Origin of the sequence: Enterobacter sp. JJBC (genome assembly GCF_036936505.1) — a bacterium.
Taxonomy (GTDB): Bacteria; Pseudomonadota; Gammaproteobacteria; order Enterobacterales; family Enterobacteriaceae; genus Enterobacter; species Enterobacter hormaechei_C.
Genome location: NZ_CP136935.1, coordinates 975,038 through 1,001,320, shown reverse-complemented (window position 1 = coordinate 1,001,320; position 26,283 = coordinate 975,038). Strand labels below are relative to the sequence as shown.

Below are 26,283 nucleotides of genomic sequence, written 5' to 3'. Positions count from 1 at the left end.
AGGGTATCCCTTTCGTCACATTATGGGTGACGGACTTTGCCACGCAGTGATTTTACGGTGGATTTCTGCGCCTTCGATGACAACCGACGTTCTTTCGATGCCCGCGTTGGACGTGTTGCCCGGCGACTTTTTTGTACAGCCGTCAGCTCTTTGATGACCGCGACCAGCCGGGCAATTGCCGCTTCCCGGTTAAGCTCCTGGCTGCGATACTCCTGCGCTTTAATCACTATCACACCCTCGCTGGTGATCAGGTGATGGCTGGCGGCAAGCAGGCTTTCTTTATAATACTCTGGCAGGCTGGAGGCCCGAATGTCAAAGCGCAAATGGATAGCCGTTGAGGCCTTGTTAACGTGCTGCCCCCCTGCGCCCTGGGCCCGGATAGCGGTGATCTCCAGCTCGTTATCAGGGATGCTGACATTTCGGGACAATACAATCATGATGCGGGCTGCCAGGCCGTGAGATGAATTTCCAGATTATTCTGAGAATCGGAAAGCCAGATGGCACCGTCCTGAATTGTTGCCTGTAGCGCCATCGTCCGGCTGGCGAACGCACTCAGCTGCGCCAGCTGTTCATCATCCAGATACCAGACGGTAAGATTTTTGAACTGCGCACATTTATTTTTATTTTGTTGCCACCAGATCTCCGCCGCGCGCTGGTTGTAGGCAAACAACGCCACTTCAGCAGACTGGGTGCAGGCCTTTTTGATCCGGCGTTCATCCGGCAGGCCAAGCTCAATCCATAAATCGATACCCAGATGATCGTTGCGCAGCCAGGCTTCCGGTTCATCTTCCGCGCTTAAACCACGGGTAAATTGCAGACGCTCGTCGGCATTCTTAATCCACGCCAGCAGGCGCAGCATCATGCGCTCCTGGGTTTCAGAAGGGTGACGCGCCAGCGTCAATGACGCATCCAGAAACTGGTTACGGTCAAGATCCGCCACATTGACCACAGCTTTATAAATAGTCGCTTTCAGCGCCATGAGAGAACTCCTTTCGAATCAGGCGTACATTGTAGCGAAAACCGCGGCAAAAGGCTGTTACGAGGTGGTGGCTAACTCTTATCAAGGCGCTGATATTGCTTAAATGAGTATGGTATAGTCACCTTGCTAAACCGAGTTTAACTTCGTAGGCTTAATGATATCTCACAGTAAGTCAGTACGCTGGCAGGAGGTGATGTGAATAATTATTGTGAGTTGATTCGCAGACGGTATGCGGAGATCGCCAGCGGAGATCTGGGGTACATTCCGGATGCGTTGGGCTGTGTATTGAACGTGCTAAATGAAGTGGCCTCTGATGAGAGCCTTTCTGAATCGGTCAGGGAAAAAGCAGCGTATGCTGCGGCGAATTTACTGGTGAGCGATTATGTCGATGAATGATACTTATCAACCCATCAATTGTGATGACTATGACAACCTCGAACTCGCCTGCCAGCATCATTTAATACTGACGCTGGAGCTAAAAGATGGCGAAGTGCTAAAGGCAAAGGCCAGCGATCTGGTTTCCCGTAAAAATGTGGAATACCTGGTTGTGGAAGATGCAGGTGCAACGCGTGAGCTACGCCTCGACAAAATTGCCAGTTTCAGCCATCCGGAAATCGGCACCGTCGTGGTGAGCGAATCCTGATAACCAACGGGCAGCCAGGCTGCCCGTTACGCTTTCCATTCAAAATTAACACCCGCTTCAGCCCACCCCTCTTCAGTGATGAACCCCCCTGCCGCCGCGATGAGCGTGTCGCCGTAAAACAGAAGCGGCGTGGTATCACGTCGCCAGGGCGGAACGTTCTGTTCCTGCCAGATTTTCTTCAGCTTACGCCCGCCGTTACGACCGACGATATGCAGCATGCCGCTGGCCCTGAAGCGTATGGTAACGTTCTCGTCCGGCTCAGGTAGACGCACATTGCCCGAATGACTTAACGCAACGACACCGGCATTCATCGGTAGCGTTAATGCTTTTTCCGGCGACGGCCAGCCGAGCACAACGTCAGCCAGCGACGGCACAGATTTTACCCACCAGAGTTGCCCTTTATAACGCCTGACGTCATAACCATTCAGGTGTATACACGGTGCGGCATCTTCCCTCGCCTGTGCAACTTCCTCCCAGATACGGTTGAGCATCGCCCTGGACGGCATAACCGCACGGTGGTAAGCCAGCCAGCGGCGAATCAGAGCAGCCCGACGCACGGGGCTCATCACCTTCAACGGCGCAACGTTCAGGGCACCGTCAGCGGTAATCAGTGTATTCAGCTCCCCGCTCAGCAACTCATCCAGCAAGCTTTCCTGTTCAGCACACAGCATGGCGCTTCTGGCCGCCGCTTCGGAAAAATGCGCCCAGCGCTCACTCAGCAGCGGTAAGACGCGCAGGCGCAGGAAGTTACGGTCGTAACTGTCGTCCTGATTGCTGTCGTCTTCAATCCAGCACAGATGATGCTGCTGCGCCCAGGCTTCCAGTGATGCGCGCGTCTCACCCAGCAGCGGGCGGATGAGCTCTGTTTCAGCAAAATCAGCGCGCTCAGGCATGGCGGATAAACCCGCAGGCCCGCTGCCCCGCTTGAGCGCCAGTAAAAACGTCTCGCACTGGTCGTCCAGATGCTGCGCGGTGACCAACGCTTCTCCAGGCTGTAATGCGCCAGAAAACGCGGCGTAGCGGGCTTTCCGCGCCTGCGCCTCAATACCCAGCCCCTCATCCTCAAGCGTGACGCGTTCAACGATCAGCGGGATCTCCCACCCTGAGCACACCGCTTCGCAGTGCGCCACCCAGTCGTCGGCATGGGGGCTTAAGCCGTGATGGATATGCATCGCCCGCAGCTGGACGTCAGGCTCACGGTCGCGCCAGAGCTTAAGGCGGTGCAGCAAAACGGTGGAATCCAGGCCACCGCTGAACCCCACCAGCAGCTGGCGGTAGGGTGAAACGGCGTGCGCGATAGCGGGTAAGGTCATAGGAAATTACACATAAAAAATGCCCGAACTGAACGGGCATTATCACACATGACGGCGATTACTGCTGATAAAGCTCCAGCGGCAGGCCGTCCGGATCGTTGAAAAAAGTGAAACGTTTATCGGTAAAGGGATCGACACGAATCGCTTCGCAGGCCACGCCGTGGGCTTCCAGATGTTTTACCGCGCTGTCCAGGTCATCGACGCTGAAGGCCAGGTGGCGCAGGCCGCAGGCTTCCGGGCGTGAAGGACGCGCTGGCGGGAAAGGAAAAGAGAACAGCTCAATCACATATTGACCGTTTAACGCCAGATCGCCTTTCCAGGAGTCGCGCTCCTCACGGTAGGCCTCGCTCAACAGCGTAAAGCCGAGAACGTCGCAGTAGAATGCCTTACTTTTCGCATAATCGGTGGCAATGATCGCAATATGATGAACCGCTTTTAAACCCAGCATAGTTTCTCCTTTTTATGATGCCCTGAACGTTACAACCGACAACCCGCCCCTGGCAAGCGGCCCCTTTTATTTTAGGACTCTCACCCAGTACACGCCGTTATCGTCGCGTTTCGCGCCATGAATATCCGTTTCAAAGCCGGGATAGTGGCGCCCCACCGAACAGAGCATCAGCAGGAAATCGAGCACCGCCCGGCTCTCCTCGGTGATCATTTCACCCGGCATCAGCAGCGGCACGCCTGGCGGATAAGGCAGGATCATGTTGGCCGATACCCGCCCGACCAGGTTCTCCAGCTCAACGGTTTCAACCTCCCCTTTCACCTGGCGCTGCCACGCCCTGTGCGGCGTCAGCTTCATTTCAGGCAGAACATCAAATGCTTGCAACATCAGGCGCGGCAGATCGTGCTGGCGGATCAGCCTGTGAATCCCCTGGGCCAGATCCTGAATACGCATATTGCGGTAGAAGTCAGGATCTTCCGCGTAGAGATCCGGCAGCATGTTCTTCACCCGCAGGTTCAGATCGTATGCGCGCTTAAACTCCATCAGTCCCCTGAGCAGCCCCATCGCGCGGGTTTTATCGATCCCGATGCTGAACAGGAACAGCAGATTATAGGGGCCGGTTTTCTCCACCACCACGCCGCGCTCATCAAGGAACTTCGCCACCAGCGCTGCCGGGATCCCTTCCTCACCCATCACACCCTGCTCATCCATGCCCGGCGTCAGGATCGTCACCTTAACCGGATCGAGGAACATGTGGTCCGCATCAGCATCCCGAAAACCGTGCCAGCTCTCCCCCGGCGCGACGGGCCAGCATTCTGCCTCATCAATCTCTTCCGGCTGCCAGATATCAAAGAACCAGCCGTCCGCTTCATCTTTAAGTCGCTGAACCTCTTTTCGGAAATGCAACGCCCGCTCCACCGAACGATTGATCAGGCGTTTACCCGGATTACCGCGCAGCATCGCCGCCGCCGTTTCGATGGACGCCACCAGCGGGTAGCTTGGCGACGTGGTCGTGTGCATCATGAAAGCTTCGTTGAAGGTGTCCTCGTCGTACTCACCCTTGATGTGAATGAGAGACGCCTGGGAAAACGCGGCCAGCATTTTGTGCGTCGACTGCGTTTCGAAGAACACCTTGCCAGGCACCCGCTCGCCGCTCATCCCACTTTTACCCGAGTAAATCGGGTGGAAATTGGTGTAAGGCACCCACGCGGAGTCAAAGTGGATCGACGGTACGTCCAGCGTCTGCTTGATCCAGTTCGTGTTGTAAAGCAGCCCGTCATAGGTGGAGTTGGTGATCACCGCATGCACAGGCCAGCTTGCCTCGGGGATAGCCGCGATCTTATTTTCAATGGCTTCATGCGTGAACTCACGGCGAGGAATGCCGCCGAGAATACCTAGCGCATTACGCGTAGGCGACAGCCAGAGCGGCACCACGTCGCTCATCATCAGCAAATGCGCCAGTGATTTATGGCAGTTGCGGTCAATCAGCAGCGTACTGCCGGCAGGCGCGGCATACATCCCGACGATTTTGTTCGAGGTTGAGGTACCGTTGGTCACCATGTAGCTTTGCTCGGCGCCAAAGGTCCGGGCGATGTACTCTTCAGCTTCCAGATGCGGGCCGGTATGATCCAGCAGAGAGCCTAACTCGGTGACCGAAATCGACACGTCCGCCTTCAGCGTGTTACCGCCGAAGAAATCGTAGAACAGGCATCCCACCGGGCTTTTTTGATAGGCCGTTCCCGCCATATGGCCTGGCGTACAGAAGGTGTACTTCCCTTCTTTCACATAGGTGAACAATGCGCGCGTAAACGGCGGTGTGATGTTATCGAGGTATTCACCGGTGTACTGCTGAATGCGGGTCGCAATGTCCTCGGCAACGCCGAGTGAGTATTCGAAGAACCACAGCGCCATACGCATATCGTGCGCACTCACGTCCATGGTCGAGTGAGTGTTGATAAAGGCGTACAGCGGAAGATATTCGTTGAGCTTATTGATATCGCTGCACAACTCCATGTCGTATTCGTCCCAGTCGAATATCACGCCACAGATGCGCGGATTGTGTTCGATAAATTTCAGCAGGTCGGCGCTGTTTTGCGGCCAGATCAGCTGATATCCGCGTGCTTTAAGGGCTTGCTCCAGCTCCTTGATGGGTTCGTCTTTATAAAAGACGCCGTGTGGCCCCATGATGGCAATGATGTTCATGGTTTACCTCCTTGAAAAACATCAGATAAGCATAGTTAAGGTAAACGGCAGGTATAAAAAAAGCCGCAACAATGTGCGGCTTTTAGGATAATTGTGAGGCTTACGCGTAACCGTAGGTCATCAGACGCTGATAACGACGGTTGAGCAGATCTTCTGTGCTCAGCACGTCCAGGTCCGCCAGGTCTGCCAGCAGCTGCGCTTTCAGGGAAGCAGCCATCACTTCCGGCTTACGATGCGCGCCACCCAGCGGTTCAGGGATAACGGTGTCGATCAGCTTCAGCTCTTTCAGACGTGGGGCAATGATGCCCATCGCTTCAGCAGCCAGCGGCGCTTTATCGGCACTTTTCCACAGGATGGAGGCACAGCCTTCCGGAGAGATAACGGAATAGGTACTGTACTGTAGCATATTCACTTTATCGCCCACGCCAATTGCCAGCGCACCGCCGGACCCACCTTCACCGATAACGGTACAGATGACCGGCACTTTCAGGCGAGACATCTCACGCAGGTTGCGTGCGATGGCTTCAGACTGACCACGCTCTTCGGCGCCAACCCCCGGGTAAGCACCCGGCGTGTCGATGAAGGTGATGATTGGCATATTGAAACGCTCAGCCATCTCCATCAGACGCAGGGCCTTACGGTAGCCTTCTGGAGCTGGCATACCGAAGTTACGACGGATTTTCTCTTTGGTTTCACGGCCTTTCTGATGACCAATGATCATCACCGGACGTCCATCCAGACGCGCGATACCGCCGACGATAGCTTTATCGTCAGCGTATGCGCGGTCGCCTGCCAGTTCGTCAAATTCGTCAAACGCCAGGCGGACATAATCCAGGGTGTACGGACGCTGTGGATGTCGCGCCAGCTGGGCGATCTGCCATGCGCCGAGATCGGCAAAGATTTTGCGCGTCAGTTCTACGCTTTTTTCGCGCAGACGATGCACTTCTTCGTCAATGTTAATATCCAGTTTTTCATCCTGACGGCTCACGGCTGTCAGAGAATCGATTTTCGCTTCCAGCTCTGCAATCGGCTGTTCGAAATCAAGGAAATTCAGACTCATAGTATTCCTGTATTAGTCAAACTCCAGTTCCACCTGCTCCGAACCAATGAGGCCACGGAGATCGTTCAGTAAACGATCGCTCGGAGAGACACGCCACGTTGCACCAAAGCGCAACCGCGCGCGTGCATCCGCCCTCTGATAGTAGAGATGTACTGGAATGGTCCCCGAGCGGTGGGGTTCCAGAGACTGACGGAGTCGGTTTAAAAGCTGGTCATCAATTTGCCTGTCCGTCAGCGAGATAGCAAGCCCGCGAGCATATTTTTCCCGGGCTTCGTCAATGTCCATCACTTCGCGGGCGGTCATTTTAAGCCCCCCGCTGAAGTCATCAAAGCTGACCTGTCCGCTGACGATAAGTATGCGGTCTTTTTCCAGCAATTGCTGGTATTTATCCAGCGCGTCGGTGAACAACATCACCTCCAGACGCCCGGAACGGTCATCCAGGGTACAGATGCCGATACGATTGCCGCGCTTGGTGACCATTACCCTTGCAGCAATCACGAGCCCCGCAGCCGTGGTGATTTTACCACGTTCTGTCGGATGCATGTCTTTAAGCCTGTGGCCGCCGACATAGCGCTCAATTTCTTTAAGATACTGGTTGATCGGGTGTCCCGTCAGGTACAGACCTAACGTTTCCCGCTCTCCATCCAGCACTACCTGTTCTGGCCACGGCTGGCAGTTGGAATAGGACTGCTCGATCTGCTCTGGCTCTTCCGCCAGCACGCCGAACATATCCGCCTGGCCAATGGCTTCCGCTTTCGCATGCTGATCGGCCGCCTTCAGCGCATCGCCGAGCGAGTTCATCAGCGCGGCGCGGTGTGGCCCCAGACGGTCAAACGCGCCGGACATGATCAGTTTTTCCAGCACGCGGCGGTTCAGTTTTTTGGTATCGGTACGGGCGCACAGATCGAACAGCTCACGGAAGTAGCCGCCGTTGTTACGCGCTTCAATGATCGCCTCGATCGGCCCCTCACCCACGCCCTTGATCGCGCCGATCCCATAGACGATTTCCCCGTCATCGTTAACGTGAAAATGATACAGGCCCGAGTTAATATCCGGCGGCAGGATCTTCAGCCCCATGCGCCAGCACTCGTCCACCAGGCCAACCACCTTCTCGGTGTTGTCCATATCGGCAGTCATTACCGCTGCCATAAACTCAGCGGGATAGTGAGCTTTCAGCCACAGCGTCTGATACGAAACCAAAGCATAGGCGGCGGAGTGAGATTTGTTAAATCCGTACCCGGCGAATTTCTCCACCAGGTCGAAGATTTTCATCGCCAGTTCGCCATCGATGCCGTTTTTCTTCGCTCCATCTTCAAAGATGGAGCGCTGCTTGGCCATCTCTTCCGGCTTTTTCTTACCCATCGCACGACGCAGCATGTCTGCGCCGCCAAGGGTATAACCCGAAAGTACCTGGGCGATCTGCATCACCTGTTCCTGATACAGGATGATGCCATAGGTTGGCTCCAGTACCGGTTTCAGGCTTTCATGCTGCCACTGAACGTCCGGGTAGGAAATTTCTTCGCGCCCGTGCTTACGGTCGATAAAGTTATCCACCATCCCCGACTGCAACGGCCCCGGACGGAACAGGGCCACCAGCGCGATCATATCTTCGAAGCAGTCGGGTTGCAGACGCTTAATCAAATCTTTCATGCCGCGGGATTCAAGCTGGAAGACGGCTGTCGTCTCCGAGCGTTGCAGCATGTCGAAACTTTTCTTGTCATCAAGCGGGATAGCCGCGATATCCAGCGGCGGTTCGCCGTTCTTCTCGCGACGGGCGTTGATCATCTCCAGCGCCCAGTTGATGATGGTGAGCGTACGCAGGCCGAGGAAGTCAAACTTCACCAGCCCGGCGTATTCCACGTCGTTCTTGTCGAACTGGGTGACCGGATGCTGGCCCGCTTCATCGCAGTACAGCGGCGCGAAGTCGGTGATTTTGGTCGGGGCGATAACCACGCCCCCCGCATGCTTACCGGCGTTACGCGTGACGCCTTCCAGCTTGCGCGCCATGTCGATCAGCGCTTTCACCTCTTCGTCGGCTTCGTAGATTTCCGGCAGCTGAGGTTCGGCTTCAAAGGCTTTCGCCAGGGTCATGCCCGGATCGGGCGGGACCAGCTTAGAGATACGATCGACAAAACCGTACGGGTGGCCCAGAACGCGGCCCACGTCGCGGATAACCGCTTTCGCCGCCATCGTCCCGAAGGTAATGATCTGCGATACCGCATCACGGCCGTACATATCGGCCACGTGCTCGATCACCTGGTCACGTTTCTCCATGCAGAAGTCGACGTCAAAGTCGGGCATGGAGACACGTTCCGGGTTGAGGAAACGTTCGAACAGCAGGTCGAATTCCAACGGATCGAGGTCGGTGATTTTCAGTGCGTACGCCACCAGCGAGCCGGCACCGGAACCACGGCCCGGGCCTACCGGCACGCCGTTATCCTTCGACCACTGGATGAACTCCATCACGATCAGGAAGTAGCCAGGGAACCCCATCTGGTTGATCACCTGGAGTTCAATATCCAGGCGCTCGTCATATTCAGGACGCTTCTCTTTACGGACCGCTTCATCCGGGAAAAGGAATTCCAGACGCTCTTCCAGACCCTCTTTCGATTTCATGACCAGGAAATCTTCGGTGGTCATGTCGCCCGTCGGGAACTGCGGCAGGAAGTATTCGCCGAGACGCACGGTGACGTTACAGCGCTTGGCAATCTCTACGCTGTTTTCCAGCGCTTCCGGGATGTCCGAGAAAAGCTCACACATCTCCTCTTCGCTGCGCATGTACTGCTGCGATGAGTAGTTGCGCGGGCGTTTCGGATCGTCGAGGGTGAAGCCGTCGTGGATAGCGACGCGAATTTCATGCGCGTCAAAATCGCCCGCCTCAAGGAAGCGCACATCGTTGGTGGCCACTACAGGCAGGCCACGCGCTTCCGCCAGGGCGACGGCCGCATGCAGATAGCTCTCTTCGTCCGCACGCCCGGTACGGATCAGCTCCAGGTAATAGCGATCCGGGAAATACTCTTCGTAGAACGAGACGCACTGATCCACCAGCGCGTTGTTACCGCGCAGCAGACATTTGCCGACATCCCCCATACGACCACCGGAGATCAGCAGCAAACCTTCGTTCAGCTCTGCCAGCCAGTCGCGGTCAATCCATGGGCCCTGTGCGCCGTAGCCGCGCTGGTAGGCTTTTGAGATCAGCAGAGTGAGGTTCTGATAGCCCGTGTTATTCATGGCTAACACGGAAATTTGCGTCATCTCATCGCCGAGCAGGTCGCTCTGCACATGAAAATCCGCCCCGACAATAGGCTTCATCCCCGCGCCGTGCGCCGTTCCGTAGAACTTCACCAGGCCACACAGGTTGGTAAAATCGGTGATCGCCAGCGCAGGCATGCCAAGCGAGGCCGCCTTTTTTACCAGCGGCCCGGTCTTTGCCAGCCCATCGATCATGGAGTAGTCGCTATGCACCCGCAGGTGTACGAAACGTGGTTCAGCCATCTTCAAATCCCGCGTTACTTAATTGCTTGCGTCTTGATTCAGGACACCAGTCCCAGCGCGCGTTTCACCGGGCCAAAGCTGCGCCGATGATGTTCAGTTGCGCCATGTTCAGCCAGCTTTTCCAGATGGAAAGCCGTTGGATATCCCTTGTGCTGGGCGAAACCATACGCGGGATAAGTGAGGTCCAGCGCGGCCATTTCAGCATCGCGCGTCACTTTGGCAATGATTGACGCCGCACTGATTTCTGCGACGCGGCTATCGCCTTTAACAACAGCCATGGAAGGCATCGGCAGCGCCGGGCAACGGTTACCGTCGATCAGTACATACTCAGGCACAATCTTCAGGCCCGCAACGGCACGCTGCATCGCCAGCATGGTAGCGTGCAGAATGTTTAGATCGTCAATCTCATGCGGTTCTGCGCGCCCGAGACTCCAGGCCAGCGCTTTCTCTTTAATTTCATCGAACAGCGCTAAACGACGCTTTTCGCTCAGTTTTTTCGAGTCGTTCAGGCCAACGATCGGGCGGGCTGGATCGAGGATCACCGCCGCGGTCACAACGGCACCCACTAACGGGCCACGACCGACTTCATCCACACCGGCAACGAGGTGGGTATGGGGATAAATAAATTCCATCATTGTGCTAACTCCAGCACCGCATCGGCCGCCTGCTCATCAGCATTACAGCGGATCAGTTGATGCAGTTCACGGAAGGTATCATGCATCTGGTGGCTGGTTTTACCGTTGGCCAGCAGCGGCAGCAGCGCATCTGCCAGCGCCTGCGGCTGACATTCATCCTGCAAGAGCTCTTTCACCAGCTCGCGACCCGCAAGCAGGTTTGGCAGAGATACGTAATCTGTTTTTACCAGACGTTTTGCCAGCCAGAAGGTAAACGGCTTCATGCGATAACCGACCACCATCGGGCATTTCGCCAGCATACACTCCAGCGCAGCCGTGCCGGAAGCCAGCAGTGCGGCATCGCTCGCAAACATGGCTTGCCGCCCTTTTCCGTCCAGCAAGCGGACGTGAAGATCCGGGGCGACGTCGGCTTTGATACGCTCAAACTGCTCGCGGCGTTTGGCATTCACCAGCGGCACGACCACTTCAAGATCGGGGTAAGTCTTGCGAAGAATTTGCGCCGTTTTCAGGAAATCGGCACTGAGCATTTCAACTTCCGCACCCCGGCTTCCTGGCAGCAGCGCCAGACAATGCACATCATGCGGGATGCCCAGTTCGTCACGCGCCGCGTTTTTATCCGGATCCAGTGGCATGGCATCCGCCATGGTATGACCGATAAAACGGCACGGGACATTAAATCTGTCGTAAAACGCTTTTTCGAAAGGCAGAAAAGCCAGCACCAGATTGGTGGACCGTCCGATTTTGAAAACGCGTTTCTGTCGCCACGCCCACACGGATGGGCTGACGTAATGGATCGTTTTGATCCCCTGCTTTTTCAGGTTCCCTTCAAGGGTAATATTGAAATCAGGCGCATCAATGCCGACAAATACATCGGGCTTGAGGTCGGTAAAGCGGCGGGTAAGGTCGGCGCGGATATGCAGCAGGCGACGCAAGCGGCCCAGCACCTCGACGATGCCCATCACAGCCAGCTCTTCCATTTCATACCAGGCTTCGCAGCCTTCGGCCTGCATTAGCGGCCCAGCCACGCCCACAAAGCGGGCATTGGGTACACGGGCTTTAAGCGCGCGGATAAGACCTGCACCAAGAATATCGCCGGAGGTTTCTCCGGCGACCAGGGCGATGGTAAGCGGACGACTGTCGACCATTAACGAATCAGACCACGGGTTGAACGTTCAAAGAATTCCATGAACGTTTTCACTTCAGGGTGCTTATTCGCCAGCTCGGCAATTTCCGGCTTAGCCTCTTCCAGCGTTTTACCGCTACGGTACAGCAATTTGTACGCGTTGCGGATCGCGGTAATCGCTTCGCGGCTGAAGCCACGACGCTTGAGACCTTCAATGTTCACGCCAAACGGCGTGGCATGGTTGCCCTGCGCAATCACAAACGGTGGGACGTCCTGCGCCACACCGGAGCATCCGCCGACCATCACGTGTGCACCAATGATGCAGAACTGATGGACTGCGGTCATGCCGCCAATAATGGCGAAATCATCGACCGATACGTGTCCCGCCAGCGTTGCGTTGTTGGCGAGAATACAGCGGCTCCCCACGGTACAGTCGTGCGCAATGTGCGCATTAACCATAAACAGGTTGTCGCTGCCCACCTTCGTCAATCCACCGCCTTGCGTTGTACCACGATGAATGGTGACGCTTTCGCGAATGCGGTTACGATCGCCGATTTCCACGCGGGTCGGTTCGCCAGCATACTTGAGATCCTGGTTAACTTCGCCGATGGAGGCGAACTGATAGATCTCATTGTTGCAGCCAATGGTGGTATGACCATTCACGACAACGTGAGATTTCAGTACTGTACCCTCACCAATTTCGACATGGGGTCCAACAATACAAAACGGGCCGATGTGGACATTGGCACCAATGATGGCACCCGTTTCCACAATGGCGGTAGGATGAATAAAGGCGGATTTATCAATCACGTATCAGGCCTCCCGGCTACGCGCACACATCATTGTCGCTTCGCAAACAACTTTGCCGTCAACCATAGCTACGCCTTTGAAGCGAGTCAGGCCGCGACGCGTTTTTTCAAAAGTGACTTCCATGATCATTTGATCACCAGGCACGACCGGACGCTTGAAGCGCGCTTCATCGATACCCGCGAAGTAATAGAGTTCACCCGGTTCCAGTTTACCTACGCTTTTAAACGCCAGAATACCGGTAGCCTGTGCCATCGCTTCCAGGATCAATACCCCCGGGAAGATAGGCTTACCAGGGAAGTGCCCCTGGAAGAACGGCTCGTTAACGGAGACATTTTTCACTGCGCGCAGAAAACGACCTTCTTCAAAATCCAGCACACGGTCTACCAGTAAAAACGGATAGCGGTGCGGCAGAAGTTCTAAAATCTCTTCAATATGCAGAGTATGAGTGTCAGTAGTCAAAATACTCTTCCTGTCAAATGTACTAAGTAGCAATAATAACACGGCCTGCCGGTTTATAAACAAAGCCGACAGGCCGGGAAATTTAGCGTTAAACGGATGAACGCTTAGTCTTGTTGATCGATTTTGCGCTCAATCGCTTTGAGTCGCTTGCTCATATCATCAATATTCATCACCAGTGCAGCTGTTTTACGCCAGACCTTGTTCGGTTGCAGCGGAATACCGGAGGAATAAACGCCAGGCTCAGTGATTGGACGCATCACCATGCCCATCCCCGTCACCGTGACTTTGTCGCATATTTCCATATGGCCATTGATCACGCTGGCACCGCCAATCATGCAGTAACGGCCAATTTTCAGGCTGCCTGCCATGATAACACCACCCGCCACTGCGGTATTGTCGCCAATCACAACGTTATGTGCAATCTGGCACTGGTTGTCTATGATAACACCGTTACCAATAATGGTGTCGTCAAGCGCACCGCGGTCGATGGTGGTGCAAGCGCCGATCTCCACACGATCGCCGATAATCACGCGACCCAGCTGAGGGATCTTAACCCAGTTACCCCGATCGTTAGCGTAACCAAATCCGTCAGAACCAATCACCGTGCTGGACTGTACGAGACAATTCTCGCCAACCTCAACCTCATGGTAGACAGAGACATTGGCCCACAGACGAGTCCCTGCGCCAATTTTCGTATTTTTTCCAACAAAGCAGCCTGGGCCAATCACCACGTTATCACCCAGCACGACGCCGGATTCGATAACGGCGTTTGCGCCGACTGATACGTTGTTACCCAGCTGAGCCGTCGGATCAATCGCAGCACTGGCTGCAATGTTCTGTGCCGGCTGCGGCGTGGTATCAAGAATTTGGGCCATGCGCGCATAGGTCAGGTAGGGATTTTTCACTACCAGTGCAGCGCTAGTGGCAAACGGAAGATCGTCCTGCGTCAGAACAACGGCAGACGCCTGGCACTGGGCCAGGTGTTCACGGTACTTAGGGCTTACCATGAAGGTAATAGTGCCTGCTTTAGCAGATTGCATGGACGCAACAGCGGTGATGACGATATCGCCATCACCGTGTAATTCTGCATCCAACTGCTGAGCTAAATCAGCCAGTCGAATTGAAGGCATTACTTATTTAACCTGTTTCAGAACATCAGCGGTGATGTCTTTAACATCGCTGCTGTTGAATGCAACGGCGTTCGAATCAACAACCAGATCGATGCTCTGATCGGCTGCGACTGCTTTAACGGCAGACTGAATACGCGTCACCAGTTTGCCACGCTCTTCGTTAGAACGACGCTGACGATCCTGCTCGAAAGCCTGCGCTTTCTGAGAGAAGGTCTGGCGCTGAGACATGACGTCTTTTTCCAGTTTGCTGCGCTCGCTCGCTTTCATGGTAGAACCATCACGCTGAAGACGCTGCATCTTGGACTGAAGATCACCTTCCATACGTTGCAGTTCGCTCGCACGGCCTTTGAATTCGTTTTCCAGCGTTGCAGAAACACCGGTTTTCTGTGCAACCTGCTGGAACAAATTACCCATGTTGACGATTGCAATTTTATCCGCTGCCTGAGCAGAAGTTGCCATCGCTAAACCGAGACCTGCAGCTAATAACCACTTTTTCACAATTAACTCCTTACCATCCCATTGGCACCCGAGGGGTACCGTTCTTTGCGTGGCAAGGCGATCGTTTTACCGATCGCCGGTTGTCAGCGCTACACTGCCAACGCATTCCATTGCAGCGGATTATTACCAGGTTTTACCAATGTTAAACTGGAACTGCTCCGCTTTGTCTCCATCGTATTTCTTAAACGGCTGGGCGTAAGAGAAGACCAACGGCCCCAGCGGTGACATCCATTGTAATGCGATACCTGCGGACATGCGAATGTTGCTCGGATCGCTGTAGTCCGGAACCCCCGCCGCACGCATCTGGGCGGTGTTCTCCCAGTTGGTGTCCCACACTGTACCTGCATCCATAAAGAAGGAGGTGCGGACAGAGTTTGCGTACTTGTCGCTGATAAACGGCGTAGGCGTGATGAACTCGAGGCTCGCCACGGCCATAGCGTTACCACCTACTGCGTCATCAGAGCTACATACTTGCTTAGGATCACGGCTTGCGCAGTTATCTTCGTCATTACCGCCGTAATAAACCGCTTTCGGACCAATGTTATTGGACTGGAAGCCACGCACGGTGCTTGAACCACCGGCGTAGAAGTTTTCATAGAACGGCAGTTCTTTGCTTCCAATACCGTCACCATAACCCCAACGGGTACGACCCAGAACAACCCACTTGTGATCTTCATCAATTGGGAAGTAGGACGCCGTATCCAGCGTGACCTTGTAGAACTCGTTATCCGAGCCCGGGATAGTCACTTTACCGTTCAGGTTGACACGTGAACCTTCCGTCGGGAAGTAGCCACGGTCAAGACGGTTGTAGGTCCAACCGTAGTTGAAGGTGAAGTCATCCGCGGCGAAACCGTTGTCATCGCTGGACGTACTCGCCGACTGACCGATGGAGTCCAGGTAACGCCACATCGCCACCTGCGGTTGCATGTTGGACAGGTCGTTATGCACGTACCCTAAACCTGCGCGCAGGGTGTTGTATTCGTTAACCGGGAAGCCGAGCGTACCATCCAGACCGTAACTCTTGTTGGTATACGAGGAGAGGTCCGCGTCATCCGCTTTAAAGTCGTTATAGAAGATACGACCGCCCAGGCTTACACCGTCAACGGTGAAGTATGGGTTGGTAACAGAGAACTCAGAGTAGGTCTGGTAGTCGTTTTTCGTCCCGTTGATACCGACAGAGTAGCCCGTACCCAGCCAGTTATCCTGCTGAACACCGACCTGGAAGCTCACGCCACTTTCAGTACCGTAACCAATACCGAAGTTGAAGCTACCGGTATTACGTTCTTTAACTTTATAAACAACATCAACCTGATCCGGACGACCTGGTACACGCTGAGTATCGGTATCGACCGTTTCGAAATAGCCCAGACGGTTCAGACGCTCTTTACCCTGGTCTACCAGATCGCTTCCCAGCCATGCCCCTTCCATCTGGCGCATTTCACGGCGCAGAACGGAGTCTTTAGAGGTATCGTTACCTTCGAAGCGGATCTTACGCACATAGAAACGGTTGCCCGCATCAACGTTAACGTGCAGCTTAACGGTTTTATCCGTGTCGTTAATTTCCGGCTGCGTTTGCACACGCGGATACGCATAACCATAACGGCCGAGCAGCTTCTTAATGCTGTCTTCCATTTTGGTGACTTTAGATCCGCTGTACAGATCGCCCGGCTGAATTTTGGTCAGAGATTCAATTTCAGCTGAATGTCCTGCCAGGTTGCCGCTGACTTCAACACCTGAAAGCGTGTACTTATCGCCTTCAGTGATGTTAACGGTAATGTAGATACCTTTCTTGTCCGGAGTCAGACTCACCTGAGTTGAATCGATGTTGAAACGGGCGTAACCGCGATCCAGATAGTAGCTGCGCAGGGTTTCAAGGTCACCCGCCAGTTTCTGTTTCTGGTATTTACGATCGCCTACCACGTTCCACCACGGCACTTCGTCACGCAGCTGGAAGTTGGAGATCAGTTCGTCGGTGCTGAACGCGTGGTTACCCACGATGTTGATCTGCTGGATCTTCGCAGAAACACCTTCCTGGAAGACCAGTTTCAGGTCAACACGGTTACGTGGCAGCGGTGTAACAACCGCTTTAACGCTCGCACTGTATTTACCGACGCTGTAGTAGAAATCTTCCAGACCTTTTTCAATGTCTGCAAGGGTTGTGCGGTCCAGAGATTCCCCCACACGAACACCCGATGCCTCAAGGTTCTGCTTGAGCATGTCGTCTTTCACCGATTTGTTACCGGAGAAAGTGATGCTGGCAATCGTTGGACGTTCTTTTACCTGAACCACCAGCGTATCACCATCGCGCAGGACGCGGACGTCCTCAAAGTTGCCAGTGGCAAACAGAGCACGGATGGTGTTACTGATATCTTCATCATTAACCGTATCGCCGGGGCGCACAGGCATACTGAGGAGGGCCGCACCAACGGCGACACGCTGAAGGCCTTCGAAATGAATATCTTTCACTACGAACCCGTCAGCACCGTATACGGTCGCGCTGCTAAACAGCAGCGACGCTATGAGCAACTTTTTCATCGCCATCGTTATTATGCGTTCTTCCTAACTAACTCTCTTACAACCGAGAGAAATCATTGAAAAGTGCAAGCCCCATTAACAGCACCAGCAAAATCGAGCCAATGCGATAACTAAAGTCTTGAACTCGCTCGGATACCGGTCCGCCTTTTAGCTTTTCAATCGCTAAAAACAGCAGATGGCCCCCATCTAATACGGGAAGCGGGAACAGGTTGATTATCCCCAGGTTCACGCTAATCAGCGCAAGGAACATGAGATAGTAAATCACCCCGAACTCCGCTGACATCCCAGCCCCCTGAGCAATCGAAATTGGCCCACTGAGGTTGTTCAGTTTCACATCACCGGTTATCAATTTCCCCAACATGTTGACCGTAAGCTTCATCAGCTGCCATGTTTTATCCGTGGCCTCAACGATGGCGCTAAACGGCCCATACTGGCGTATTGTCTTGTACTCATCTGGCAGTGGGATCACTTTCGGCACAACGCCGGCAAACCCTTCCGCCTTACCGCCGCCCGATTTGGTATCCGGGGTGAGAGTCAGTGAGAGCGAACTCCCCTGCCTTTCCACTTCCAGCGCGAGCGGCTTGCCTGGATTATCGCGCACCAGAGTAACAAAGGTCATCCATTGTGTTAATGGCTGACCATCGACTTTAACGATCCTGTCACCCGCTTGTAAACCTGCTTTACTCGCTGCCGATTTGGCCTGTACTTCGGCTAATACCGGCTCGATCTGCGCGCCGCGCGGTCGAATCCCGAGTGCGGCGACAGGGTCCTCTTTGTCTGGCTCAAAGCGCCAGTGGCGTAAATCCAGCACTTTTTCCTGCCGCTGGTCGGAACCAAATGGCGATACGCTGACGGTTGTCTGCTCATCACCGATTTTGGCAACCAGTTGTAACCTCACGGCATCCCAATCAGGGGTTTCGATACCATCAATCGCTTTAAGTTCCATTCCCGGTGTAATTTGCGCCGTTGCCGCAATAGAACCCGTGGTGATTTCGCCCACGACCGGGCGCACGCCAGGCACGCCGATGATAAACACCAGCCAGTAGGCGAAGATAGCGAAGATGAAATTGGCTACCGGGCCGGCAGCGATGATGGCAGCACGTTGTCCAACAGTTTTATTGTTAAACGCGCGATGGCGAAGTTCCGGGGCGACAGGCTCAACGCGTTCGTCGAGCATTTTGACATAGCCGCCCAGGGGAATCAGAGCGATGACAAACTCGGTGCCATGCTTATCGGTACGCTTCCAGAGCGATTTGCCAAAGCCAATCGAGAATCGCTCCACCCGCACACCACAGCGCCGGGCAACCCAGAAATGGCCAAATTCATGCACGGTAATCAGTACACCCAGTGCAACAATGAACGCCGCCAGATTCCAGAGAATGCTCAGCATAAAACCTTCCGTTATATCGTCCCAAACACCAGTAAAAGCAGGCAAGCAAATACAGGAACAGCCGCGGTAAGGCTGTCAATGCGATCCAGTATTCCGCCATGTCCTGGAATCAGGTGACCACTGTCCTTAATCCCTGCTTCACGCTTAAACATACTCTCGGTTAAATCACCCAGCACCGATGCCAGCGCCGCGAAAATCGAACATACCAGCAGCGTGGAGGGGGCAACCTCAAGATTCGCCCAGACGCCATAGCCCCAGGAGATAATCGCTGCCGTAAACAGGCCGCCAATGAAGCCTTGCCAGGTTTTGCCCGGAGAAACCTTTGGCGCCAGTTTATGTTTGCCGAACAGTTTACCAAACATATAGGCCCCGGAGTCAGCCCCCCAGACGAGAATCATCACATAAAGCAGCCATATCGCGCCGCTGTAGTGGTTTTCGTCATAGTGCCAGGCGCGCAGCGCAACCATCCCCCAGAAAAAGGGAACAATCGTGAGCAGACCAAAAATAAGGCGCAACACTTTAGAGTTACGCCAGATCGCCGCAGAGCCCGGATAGAAAAGCACTAAAACAAGCGCAGCAATCCACCAGGCCAGCGATATCCATAAGGATCCGGCAACCAGCGGCTGGTGAACATCGTGATGATATTCAGGCAAGGTATACAGCATCAGGGCCAGTAAAAAACCACAGAGTACCGCCAGCCATACCCGCTGAGTGCGCGAGGTAAAGCCGCTAAGCTGCCCCCATTCCCACGCGGCGAGCATACACACCACCAGCGTAACAATAGCGAATCCCACCGGAGGCAGTAAAAACAGCGCTGCGATGACGACGGGTATTAATACAAAAGCGGAAATCAGGCGATACTTCAGCAAAAGCTACCCCCATCAGGCGTTATCGCCACCAGGCTCGGTGCCGCCGAAACGACGCTCTCGATTGGCAAAGGCATGCAGCGCACCTTCAAAGTCTTGTTCATCAAAATCTGGCCAAAGAACATCCGTAAAGTAAAGTTCGGCGTAGGCAATTTGCCACAGCAAAAAGTTACTAATGCGATGCTCCCCCCCTGTCCTTATAACCAAATCCACGGGTGCCAGTTCATTCATGCAGATTTGCTGACTCAGCGCCTCTTCATCAATCTGGTCGGGTCTTAACAGCCCTTCCTGAACCTGCTCAGCCAGATGCCGAACCCCCTGGATAATATCCCAGCGTCCGCCGTAATTCGCCGCGATATTGAGCGTCAGGCCGGTATTATTTTCCGTCAGCGCTTCTGCTTTGCGAATCCGTTCCTGCAAACGTGAGTTAAAACGACTGGTTTCGCCAATAATACGCAAGCGGACGTTGTGGCGGTGCAGGCTTTTTACTTCGCTATCGAGCGCCCACACGAACAGTTCCATCAACGCAGTCACTTCCTGCGCAGGTCGATTCCAGTTCTCACTGCTAAAAGCATAGAGCGTTAACGCATCAATGCCGTTATTGGCGGCAAAAGAAACGGCGCGGCGAACAGATTTCGCCCCAGCTTTATGCCCAAAGGCTCGTATCTTCCCTTGTCTTTTCGCCCAGCGGCCATTGCCATCCATGATGATTGCAACATGGCGACAGCCATGTGCTGGCAAGTTTTCGCTTATTGGTTGATTCGCAGACAACATAACGCGTTTTTAGTCCCTGAAAGGATTTAACGGTACACAGGAATACTGAAGCCTATACATAAAAAAGCCGTGTCAAACCACGGCTTACCTGACCACTTAAAGCCAAATACCTGCGATCAGGTGGCGCAGACTATATCACTGAAGCCCAACGCTAACAAATAGCACGACGACTAGTGCTTGCTTTATCACCAGCTTGCGAGACGTGTCACCTGTTTACGCGCAACAATGCGTGCCTGTTCATCCACGGCCAGCACCTCTTCCACGCTCTGCGGCTCACGCAAATCCATCATCTCCAGCACGGATAAATTCAACGCGGCGATATCAGTGAAGCGGATCTGCTGATTCAGGAATGCTTCAACGGTCACTTCATTGGCTGCATTAAGCGCCGTTGTCGCCGCCTGCCCCTGATCGAAGGCCGTCATCGCCAGTTTCAGACAGGGATAACGGTCGTAATCAGGCTCGCTAAAAGTCAGTGAACTCAGCTTGCAAAAATCGAGAGGCTTAACGCCCGATTTTACGCGGTTTGGCCACGCCATTGTATGAGCAATTGGCGTACGCATATCCGGTTCGCCCAGCTGGGCCAGCACGCTGCCGTCCTGATAGCGCACCATCGAGTGAATCACCGACTGCGGGTGGATCAGCACTTCCATCTGTTTCGCCGACGCATTGAACAGCCAGCGAGCTTCAATGTATTCCAGACCTTTGTTCATCATGGTGGCCGAATCGACGGAGATCTTACGCCCCATTGACCAGTTCGGATGACGACATGCCTGATCCGGCGTCATTGCGCTCAATTCAGACAGTGGCGTTTCACGGAACGGGCCACCAGACCCGGTAAGCAGAATCGACACAACGCCATTCTGCTCCAGGTCAGCGTACCCCAGGTTTTGTTGAAAAGGTTGGGGTAAACTCTGAAAAATGGCGTTGTGCTCGCTATCGACCGGCAAAAGACGCGCCCCACGCTGTTTTACCGCCTCCATAAAGAGGCGTCCGCAGGTGACCAGCGACTCTTTGTTCGCAAGCAGGACATCTTTTCCCGCATCGATCGCGGCAAGCGTCGGCAGAAGACCCGCCGCCCCGACGATTGCCGCCATAACCTGATCAACTTCATCAAGCGCGGCCATATCGCACGCCGCCTGTTGCCCGCTGAGCACCTCGGTACGGCAGCCCTTCTCCTGCAATAGCGCTTTTACCTGGCGGGCGCTCTCTTCATCATCCATCACCGCAAAACGGGGGGTAAACTCCAGGCACTGTTCGACCATTCGCTGCACGTTTTTTCCGGCCACAAGCGCGGCTACGGTGTAGCTGTCAGGATTATGACGTACAACGTCGAGAGTGCTGCAACCGATAGAGCCGGTCGAGCCGAGGAGAGTGAGATGCTTCATGAGATGCCCAAAAGTTAGATCAGATAAAAGCAAAACGCCGCCAGCAAGACTCAATGTCCTTCTGAACGGCGTTTATCAGTGTACAGCGAAAATCAGAACTGCATCAGTTCCGCTTCTTTTTCTGCCAGCGCCGCATCAATTTTCTTGATGGCCGCGTCGGTCATTTTCTGAATGTCGTCCTGTGAACGACGATCGTCATCTTCGCTGATCTCTTTTTCTTTCAGCAGGGCTTTCACTTTATCGTTCGCATCGCGACGCACGTTACGTACGGAAACGCGACCCTGCTCAGCTTCACCGCGAACCACTTTGATCAGGTCTTTACGACGCTCTTCCGTCAGCGGAGGCAGTGGTACGCGAATATCCGCGCCCGCTGAGCTTGGGTTCAGACCCAGGTCAGATGCCATGATCGCTTTTTCAACGGCCGGGCTCATTGAGCGATCGAACACGTTGATTTTCAGGGTACGGGTATCTTCTACCGTCACGCTCGCCAGCTGACGCAGTGGCGTAGGCGTACCGTAGTATTCTACGATGATGCCATCCAGCAGGCTTGGGGAAGCTCGGCCAGTACGGATTTTGCTGATTTGGTTTTTGAACGCTTCTACGCATTTGTCCATGCGTACTTCAGCATCTTTTCTGATGTCGTTAATCACGTTACGGATCCTTGAAAACTTGTCTCAGGCAGACTATCCGCCAGCACAGCGCTACAGGTGTGCTAAGTATAGTCGCGTTTAATTCATGACAACGCCAAAGGCGCGCCCGGGTAAGATACCACGTCGAAATAAAGCGGAATCTTACCTGTATTTATCGCCGACGGAAATTATTCCGTGATCAAAGTGCCTTCTTTTTCGCCCATAACAACGCGACGCAGCGCGCCAGGCTTGTTCATATTGAAGACACGGATCGGCAGTTTGTGGTCACGAGCCAGCGTAAAGGCGGCAAGATCCATCACTTTTAGCTCTTTTTCCAGCACTTCGCTGTAGCTCAGCTGATCGTACATGGTCGCTGAAGGATCTTTTGCCGGGTCGGCAGTAAACACGCCATCTACTTTGGTCGCTTTCAGCACCACATCGGCTTCGATTTCGATACCGCGCAGGCAGGCTGCGGAATCGGTGGTAAAGAACGGGTTACCCGTACCGGCGGAGAGGATCACCACGCGGTTGTTGCGCAGCAGGCTGATGGCCTCTGCCCAGCTGTAATTATCGCATACGCCATTCAAAGGAATAGCGGACATCAGGCGAGCGTTCACATAGGCGCGATGAAGCGCATCACGCATCGCCAGGCCATTCATCACGGTTGCCAGCATACCCATGTGGTCGCCCACTACGCGGTTCATCCCCGCTTTCGCCAGACCAGCACCACGGAAAAGGTTGCCACCGCCAATGACCACGCCAACCTGAATACCCAGTTCGACCAGTTCTTTGATTTCCTGTGCCATGCGATCAAGGATGCTTGCGTCAATACCGAAGCCTTCCGATCCTTGCAGCGCTTCGCCACTCAGCTTAAGCAGAATGCGTTTGTACACGGGTTTTGCATTGGTAGCCATGTTTCTTTCCTGAGACTGTCAACGATTAAGATGGGGTTAATTCTGGCGACATGATATGTCGCAAATCAGCACAGCGATACTGGAGCCTGTCTGATTTCGTGAGACGGGTGACAAAAAGAAGCCGCCCTCAGGCGGCTCCTTTTCAATCATTAAGACTGCTTGGACATTGCAGCAACTTCTGCTGCGAAGTCAGTCTCAACTTTCTCGATGCCTTCGCCCACTTCGAAGCGGATGAAGCCAGTTACATCAGCGTTGTGCTCTTTCAGCAGCTGAGCAACAGACTTGCTTGGATCCATAACGAAAGGCTGGCCAGTCAGAGAAACTTCGCCGGTGAATTTCTTCATGCGGCCTTCAACCATTTTCTCTGCGATTTCTTTTGGCTTACCAGACTGCATCGCGATGTCCAGCTGAACCTGGTACTCTTTCTCTACCACTTCAGCAGACACGTCTTCTGGCTTAACGAATTCTGGTTTGCTTGCAGCGATGTGCATTGCCAGCTGTTTAACCAGCTCTTCGTCAGCGCCTTTAGCCGCAACCAGAACACCGATACGCGCGCCGTGCTGGTAAGAGCCCAGAACGTCACCTTCCAGGGAAGCAACGCGACGGATGTTGATGTTCTCACCGATTTTAGCAACCAGCGCAACACGCTCTTCTTCGAACTGTGCTTTCAGAACTTCAACGTCAGTGATTTTGCCTGCAACCGCTGCGTCCAGAACTTTGTTAGCAAATGCCTGGAAACCAGCATCTTTAGCAACGAAGTCAGTCTGGCAGTTAACTTCCAGAATGATGCCGTAGTTGCCGTCGATTTTGGTGATGATCACGCCGTCAGCAGCAACGTTGCCTGCTTTCTTAGCTGCTTTGATCGCACCGGATTTACGCATGTTTTCGATTGCCAGCTCGATGTCGCCGTTCGCTTCGGTCAGCGCTTTTTTGCAATCCATCATGCCTGCGCCAGTACGCTCACGCAGCTCTTTTACCAGGGATGCGGTAATTTCAGCCATTCTTAAATCCTCGGGAGATGTGAACTGCCCGGCCGGGAGCCAAACAGTATAAATTGAAAAAAGGGGCCGATAATGGGCCCCTATTCATACACGGTACTAATAAGGGGTAAAACCTTATTATTCAGCTTCTACGAAGCTTTCTTCCGCCTGAGAAGCCAGATCCTGGGAACGGCCTTCACGAACGGTAGCAGCTACAGCGCTCAGGTACAGGCTAACAGCACGGATTGCGTCGTCGTTACCCGGGATAACGAAGTCAACACCGTCCGGATCGGAGTTGGTATCAACGATAGCGAATACCGGGATACCCAGGTTGTTAGCTTCTTTGATTGCGATGTGCTCGTGGTCTGCATCGATTACGAACAGCGCGTCTGGCAGGCCGCCCATATCTTTGATACCGCCCAGGCTGTTTTCCAGCTTGTCCAGTTCACGAGTGCGCATCAGCGCTTCTTTCTTAGTCAGCTTATCGAAAGTACCGTCCTGAGACTGGGTTTCCAGATCTTTCAGGCGCTTGATGGACTGACGAACAGTTTTCCAGTTGGTCAGCATGCCGCCCAACCAGCGATGGTTCACGAAGAACTGGTCGCAGCTGTTAGCAGCATCTTTCACAGCTTCGCTTGCAGCGCGCTTAGTACCAACGAACAGAATCTTACCTTTACGGGAAGAGATCTTGTTCAGCTCAGCCAGGGCTTCGTTGAACATTGGTACAGTCTTCTCAAGGTTGATGATGTGAACTTTGTTACGTGCGCCGAAGATGAAAGGCTTCATTTTCGGGTTCCAGTAACGGGTCTGGTGACCGAAGTGAACACCAGCCTTGAGCATGTCGCGCATGGAAACAGTTGCCATGTTTAAAACCTCTATATTGAAAGTTGGGGTTATGCCTCCACGTATCCCATATTACCGACCCCGAAGGGCACCCCGGAATATGTGCCGATACGTGTGTGTTGTTACACAAAGTGAGATTTGTCGCTCCCGTCCAGCCTGTGTATCTGAGATGGATCGGAAGTCCGGCGCGCTTTATATCACAAAACACGGCCAGAAACCAATAATTGTTGGCGGAGTGTGCTGTTAATGATTCTCAATTTGGCACGGGGTGCGCCTGACTGATACCATTGACAACACTTACACTAGTATTGTCGAAAAAATCGACACCGATGGACAGATTACATGGCTATCTCTATTAAGACACCTGAAGAAATTGAAAAGATGCGCGTCGCCGGTCGTCTGGCCGCGGAAGTGCTGGAAATGATCGAGCCGTTCGTGAAACCGGGCGTCAGCACTGGCGAACTGGATCGCATCTGTAACGACTATATCGTCAACGAGCAGCACGCGGTCTCTGCCTGCCTTGGCTATCACGGTTTCCCGAAATCCGTCTGCATCTCTATTAATGAAGTGGTTTGCCACGGCATTCCGGATGACGAGAAGCTGCTGAAAGATGGCGACATCGTCAACATCGACGTGACCGTCATCAAAGACGACTACCACGGCGACACCTCTAAGATGTTCATCGTTGGCAAGCCAACGATTCTGGGCGAGCGTCTGTGCAAAGTAACGCAAGAGAGCCTCTACCTGGCGCTGAAAATGGTGAAGCCGGGCATCCGCCTGCGCACCATCGGCGCCGCAATCCAGAAATTTGTGGAAGCGGAAGGTTTCTCCGTGGTGCGCGAATATTGCGGTCACGGTATTGGTCGTGTGTTCCATGAAGAACCGCAGGTTCTGCACTACGATGCAGACGACGGCGGCGTAGTGCTGCAAAAGGGCATGACCTTCACGATCGAGCCAATGGTCAACGCGGGTGATTACCGCATCCGTACCATGAAAGATGGCTGGACGGTAAAAACCAAAGACAGAAGCTTGTCTGCCCAGTACGAGCATACTATTGTGGTTACAGACAACGGCTGCGAAATTATGACGTTGCGCAAGGATGACACCATCCCGGCGATACTGACGAACATTGAGTGATAAGAAGCCGGCGAATGCCGGCTTTTTTAATGGCGATA

Annotated in this window: 25 protein-coding genes; 3 read left to right on the top strand and 22 right to left on the bottom strand. The window is 53.9% G+C overall.

Annotated features, from left to right (window positions below; translation table 11 throughout):
• Window positions 1-20 precede the first annotated feature (20 nt).
• Window positions 21-437, bottom strand: a complete 417-nt coding sequence (arfB, locus tag RY075_RS04765; protein ID WP_003856142.1) for an alternative ribosome rescue aminoacyl-tRNA hydrolase ArfB — start codon at window positions 435-437, stop codon at window positions 21-23.
• Complete coding sequence (locus RY075_RS04760; RefSeq protein WP_232961581.1) at window positions 434-979, bottom strand: YaeQ family protein; 546 nt, start codon at window positions 977-979, stop codon at window positions 434-436. Before RY075_RS04760 ends, arfB begins: the two co-directional genes overlap by 4 nt.
• Window positions 980-1,174: 195 nt before the next feature.
• On the opposite strand from RY075_RS04760, the gene RY075_RS04755 reads away from it, so the two are divergent.
• On the top strand, window positions 1,175-1,375 hold the full coding sequence (locus RY075_RS04755) for a YaeP family protein (protein ID WP_003856146.1): 201 nt from the start codon (window positions 1,175-1,177) through the stop codon (window positions 1,373-1,375).
• On the top strand, window positions 1,362-1,622 hold the full coding sequence (rof, locus tag RY075_RS04750) for a Rho-binding antiterminator (RefSeq protein ID WP_003856148.1): 261 nt from the start codon (window positions 1,362-1,364) through the stop codon (window positions 1,620-1,622). Before RY075_RS04755 ends, rof begins: the two co-directional genes overlap by 14 nt.
• Before the next feature lie 26 nt (window positions 1,623-1,648).
• On the opposite strand, the gene tilS is transcribed toward rof, so the two are convergent.
• The 20 genes from tilS to rpsB form a co-directional block, all read right to left on the bottom strand.
• The gene (gene tilS, locus RY075_RS04745; protein ID WP_063978712.1) at window positions 1,649-2,935 is read right to left on the bottom strand and encodes a tRNA lysidine(34) synthetase TilS; all 1,287 of its coding nucleotides are present in this window, start codon (window positions 2,933-2,935) and stop codon (window positions 1,649-1,651) included.
• Window positions 2,936-2,993: 58 nt separating this feature from the next.
• Complete coding sequence (locus tag RY075_RS04740) at window positions 2,994-3,383, bottom strand: VOC family protein (RefSeq protein WP_003856151.1); 390 nt, start codon at window positions 3,381-3,383, stop codon at window positions 2,994-2,996.
• 66 nt (window positions 3,384-3,449) lie between these two features.
• On the bottom strand, window positions 3,450-5,582 hold the full coding sequence (locus RY075_RS04735) for a lysine decarboxylase LdcC (RefSeq protein WP_109949048.1): 2,133 nt from the start codon (window positions 5,580-5,582) through the stop codon (window positions 3,450-3,452).
• Window positions 5,583-5,682: 100 nt separating this feature from the next.
• Window positions 5,683-6,642 (bottom strand): acetyl-CoA carboxylase carboxyl transferase subunit alpha, encoded by a 960-nt coding sequence (gene accA / locus RY075_RS04730; protein ID WP_003856154.1) that lies wholly within the window; start codon window positions 6,640-6,642, stop codon window positions 5,683-5,685.
• A gap of 12 nt (window positions 6,643-6,654) precedes the next feature.
• A complete protein-coding gene (gene dnaE, locus RY075_RS04725; protein WP_232961580.1) occupies window positions 6,655-10,137 on the bottom strand; it encodes a DNA polymerase III subunit alpha in 3,483 nt (1,160 codons plus the stop codon).
• Between the two features lie 38 nt (window positions 10,138-10,175).
• Entirely contained in the window at window positions 10,176-10,772 is a 597-nt protein-coding gene (rnhB, locus tag RY075_RS04720) for a ribonuclease HII (protein ID WP_003856158.1), read from the bottom strand.
• Window positions 10,769-11,917 (bottom strand): lipid-A-disaccharide synthase, encoded by a 1,149-nt coding sequence (lpxB, locus tag RY075_RS04715; protein WP_003856161.1) that lies wholly within the window; start codon window positions 11,915-11,917, stop codon window positions 10,769-10,771. The genes rnhB and lpxB overlap by 4 nt, the downstream gene beginning before the upstream one ends.
• The gene (gene lpxA / locus RY075_RS04710) at window positions 11,917-12,705 is read right to left on the bottom strand and encodes an acyl-ACP--UDP-N-acetylglucosamine O-acyltransferase (RefSeq protein ID WP_003856164.1); all 789 of its coding nucleotides are present in this window, start codon (window positions 12,703-12,705) and stop codon (window positions 11,917-11,919) included. Before lpxA ends, lpxB begins: the two co-directional genes overlap by 1 nt.
• Before the next feature lie 3 nt (window positions 12,706-12,708).
• On the bottom strand, window positions 12,709-13,164 hold the full coding sequence (fabZ, locus tag RY075_RS04705) for a 3-hydroxyacyl-ACP dehydratase FabZ (RefSeq protein ID WP_003856165.1): 456 nt from the start codon (window positions 13,162-13,164) through the stop codon (window positions 12,709-12,711).
• Between the two features lie 104 nt (window positions 13,165-13,268).
• The gene (gene lpxD / locus RY075_RS04700; protein ID WP_032608546.1) at window positions 13,269-14,294 is read right to left on the bottom strand and encodes a UDP-3-O-(3-hydroxymyristoyl)glucosamine N-acyltransferase; all 1,026 of its coding nucleotides are present in this window, start codon (window positions 14,292-14,294) and stop codon (window positions 13,269-13,271) included.
• Window positions 14,295-14,297: 3 nt separating this feature from the next.
• Window positions 14,298-14,792 (bottom strand): molecular chaperone Skp, encoded by a 495-nt coding sequence (gene skp / locus RY075_RS04695; RefSeq protein ID WP_003856169.1) that lies wholly within the window; start codon window positions 14,790-14,792, stop codon window positions 14,298-14,300.
• Window positions 14,793-14,915: 123 nt separating this feature from the next.
• Window positions 14,916-17,333: an outer membrane protein assembly factor BamA gene (bamA, locus tag RY075_RS04690; protein ID WP_003856172.1), complete on the bottom strand. Its 2,418-nt coding sequence runs from the start codon at window positions 17,331-17,333 to the stop codon at window positions 14,916-14,918.
• A 31-nt stretch (window positions 17,334-17,364) separates the two neighbouring features.
• Window positions 17,365-18,717 (bottom strand): sigma E protease regulator RseP, encoded by a 1,353-nt coding sequence (rseP, locus tag RY075_RS04685; RefSeq protein ID WP_003856174.1) that lies wholly within the window; start codon window positions 18,715-18,717, stop codon window positions 17,365-17,367.
• 11 nt (window positions 18,718-18,728) lie between these two features.
• Window positions 18,729-19,586 carry a phosphatidate cytidylyltransferase gene (gene cdsA, locus RY075_RS04680; RefSeq protein WP_003856175.1) on the bottom strand — a complete coding sequence of 286 codons (858 nt, stop codon included), beginning with the start codon at window positions 19,584-19,586 and terminating at the stop codon, window positions 18,729-18,731.
• A 12-nt stretch (window positions 19,587-19,598) separates the two neighbouring features.
• Window positions 19,599-20,357, bottom strand: a complete 759-nt coding sequence (gene ispU, locus RY075_RS04675) for a (2E,6E)-farnesyl-diphosphate-specific ditrans,polycis-undecaprenyl-diphosphate synthase (RefSeq protein ID WP_003856176.1) — start codon at window positions 20,355-20,357, stop codon at window positions 19,599-19,601.
• A gap of 185 nt (window positions 20,358-20,542) precedes the next feature.
• The gene (gene ispC / locus RY075_RS04670) at window positions 20,543-21,742 is read right to left on the bottom strand and encodes a 1-deoxy-D-xylulose-5-phosphate reductoisomerase (protein WP_023315432.1); all 1,200 of its coding nucleotides are present in this window, start codon (window positions 21,740-21,742) and stop codon (window positions 20,543-20,545) included.
• Between the two features lie 92 nt (window positions 21,743-21,834).
• Window positions 21,835-22,392: a ribosome recycling factor gene (gene frr, locus RY075_RS04665; RefSeq protein WP_003856180.1), complete on the bottom strand. Its 558-nt coding sequence runs from the start codon at window positions 22,390-22,392 to the stop codon at window positions 21,835-21,837.
• A 167-nt stretch (window positions 22,393-22,559) separates the two neighbouring features.
• Entirely contained in the window at window positions 22,560-23,285 is a 726-nt protein-coding gene (gene pyrH, locus RY075_RS04660; protein ID WP_003856194.1) for a UMP kinase, read from the bottom strand.
• 149 nt (window positions 23,286-23,434) lie between these two features.
• Window positions 23,435-24,286: a translation elongation factor Ts gene (gene tsf / locus RY075_RS04655; RefSeq protein WP_003856196.1), complete on the bottom strand. Its 852-nt coding sequence runs from the start codon at window positions 24,284-24,286 to the stop codon at window positions 23,435-23,437.
• A gap of 117 nt (window positions 24,287-24,403) precedes the next feature.
• Window positions 24,404-25,129 carry a 30S ribosomal protein S2 gene (gene rpsB / locus RY075_RS04650; protein ID WP_003856207.1) on the bottom strand — a complete coding sequence of 242 codons (726 nt, stop codon included), beginning with the start codon at window positions 25,127-25,129 and terminating at the stop codon, window positions 24,404-24,406.
• Window positions 25,130-25,450: 321 nt separating this feature from the next.
• Here rpsB and map point away from each other — a divergent pair, with 321 nt between their 5' ends.
• Complete coding sequence (gene map / locus RY075_RS04645; protein WP_109949046.1) at window positions 25,451-26,245, top strand: type I methionyl aminopeptidase; 795 nt, start codon at window positions 25,451-25,453, stop codon at window positions 26,243-26,245.
• Window positions 26,246-26,283: the final 38 nt, after the last annotated feature.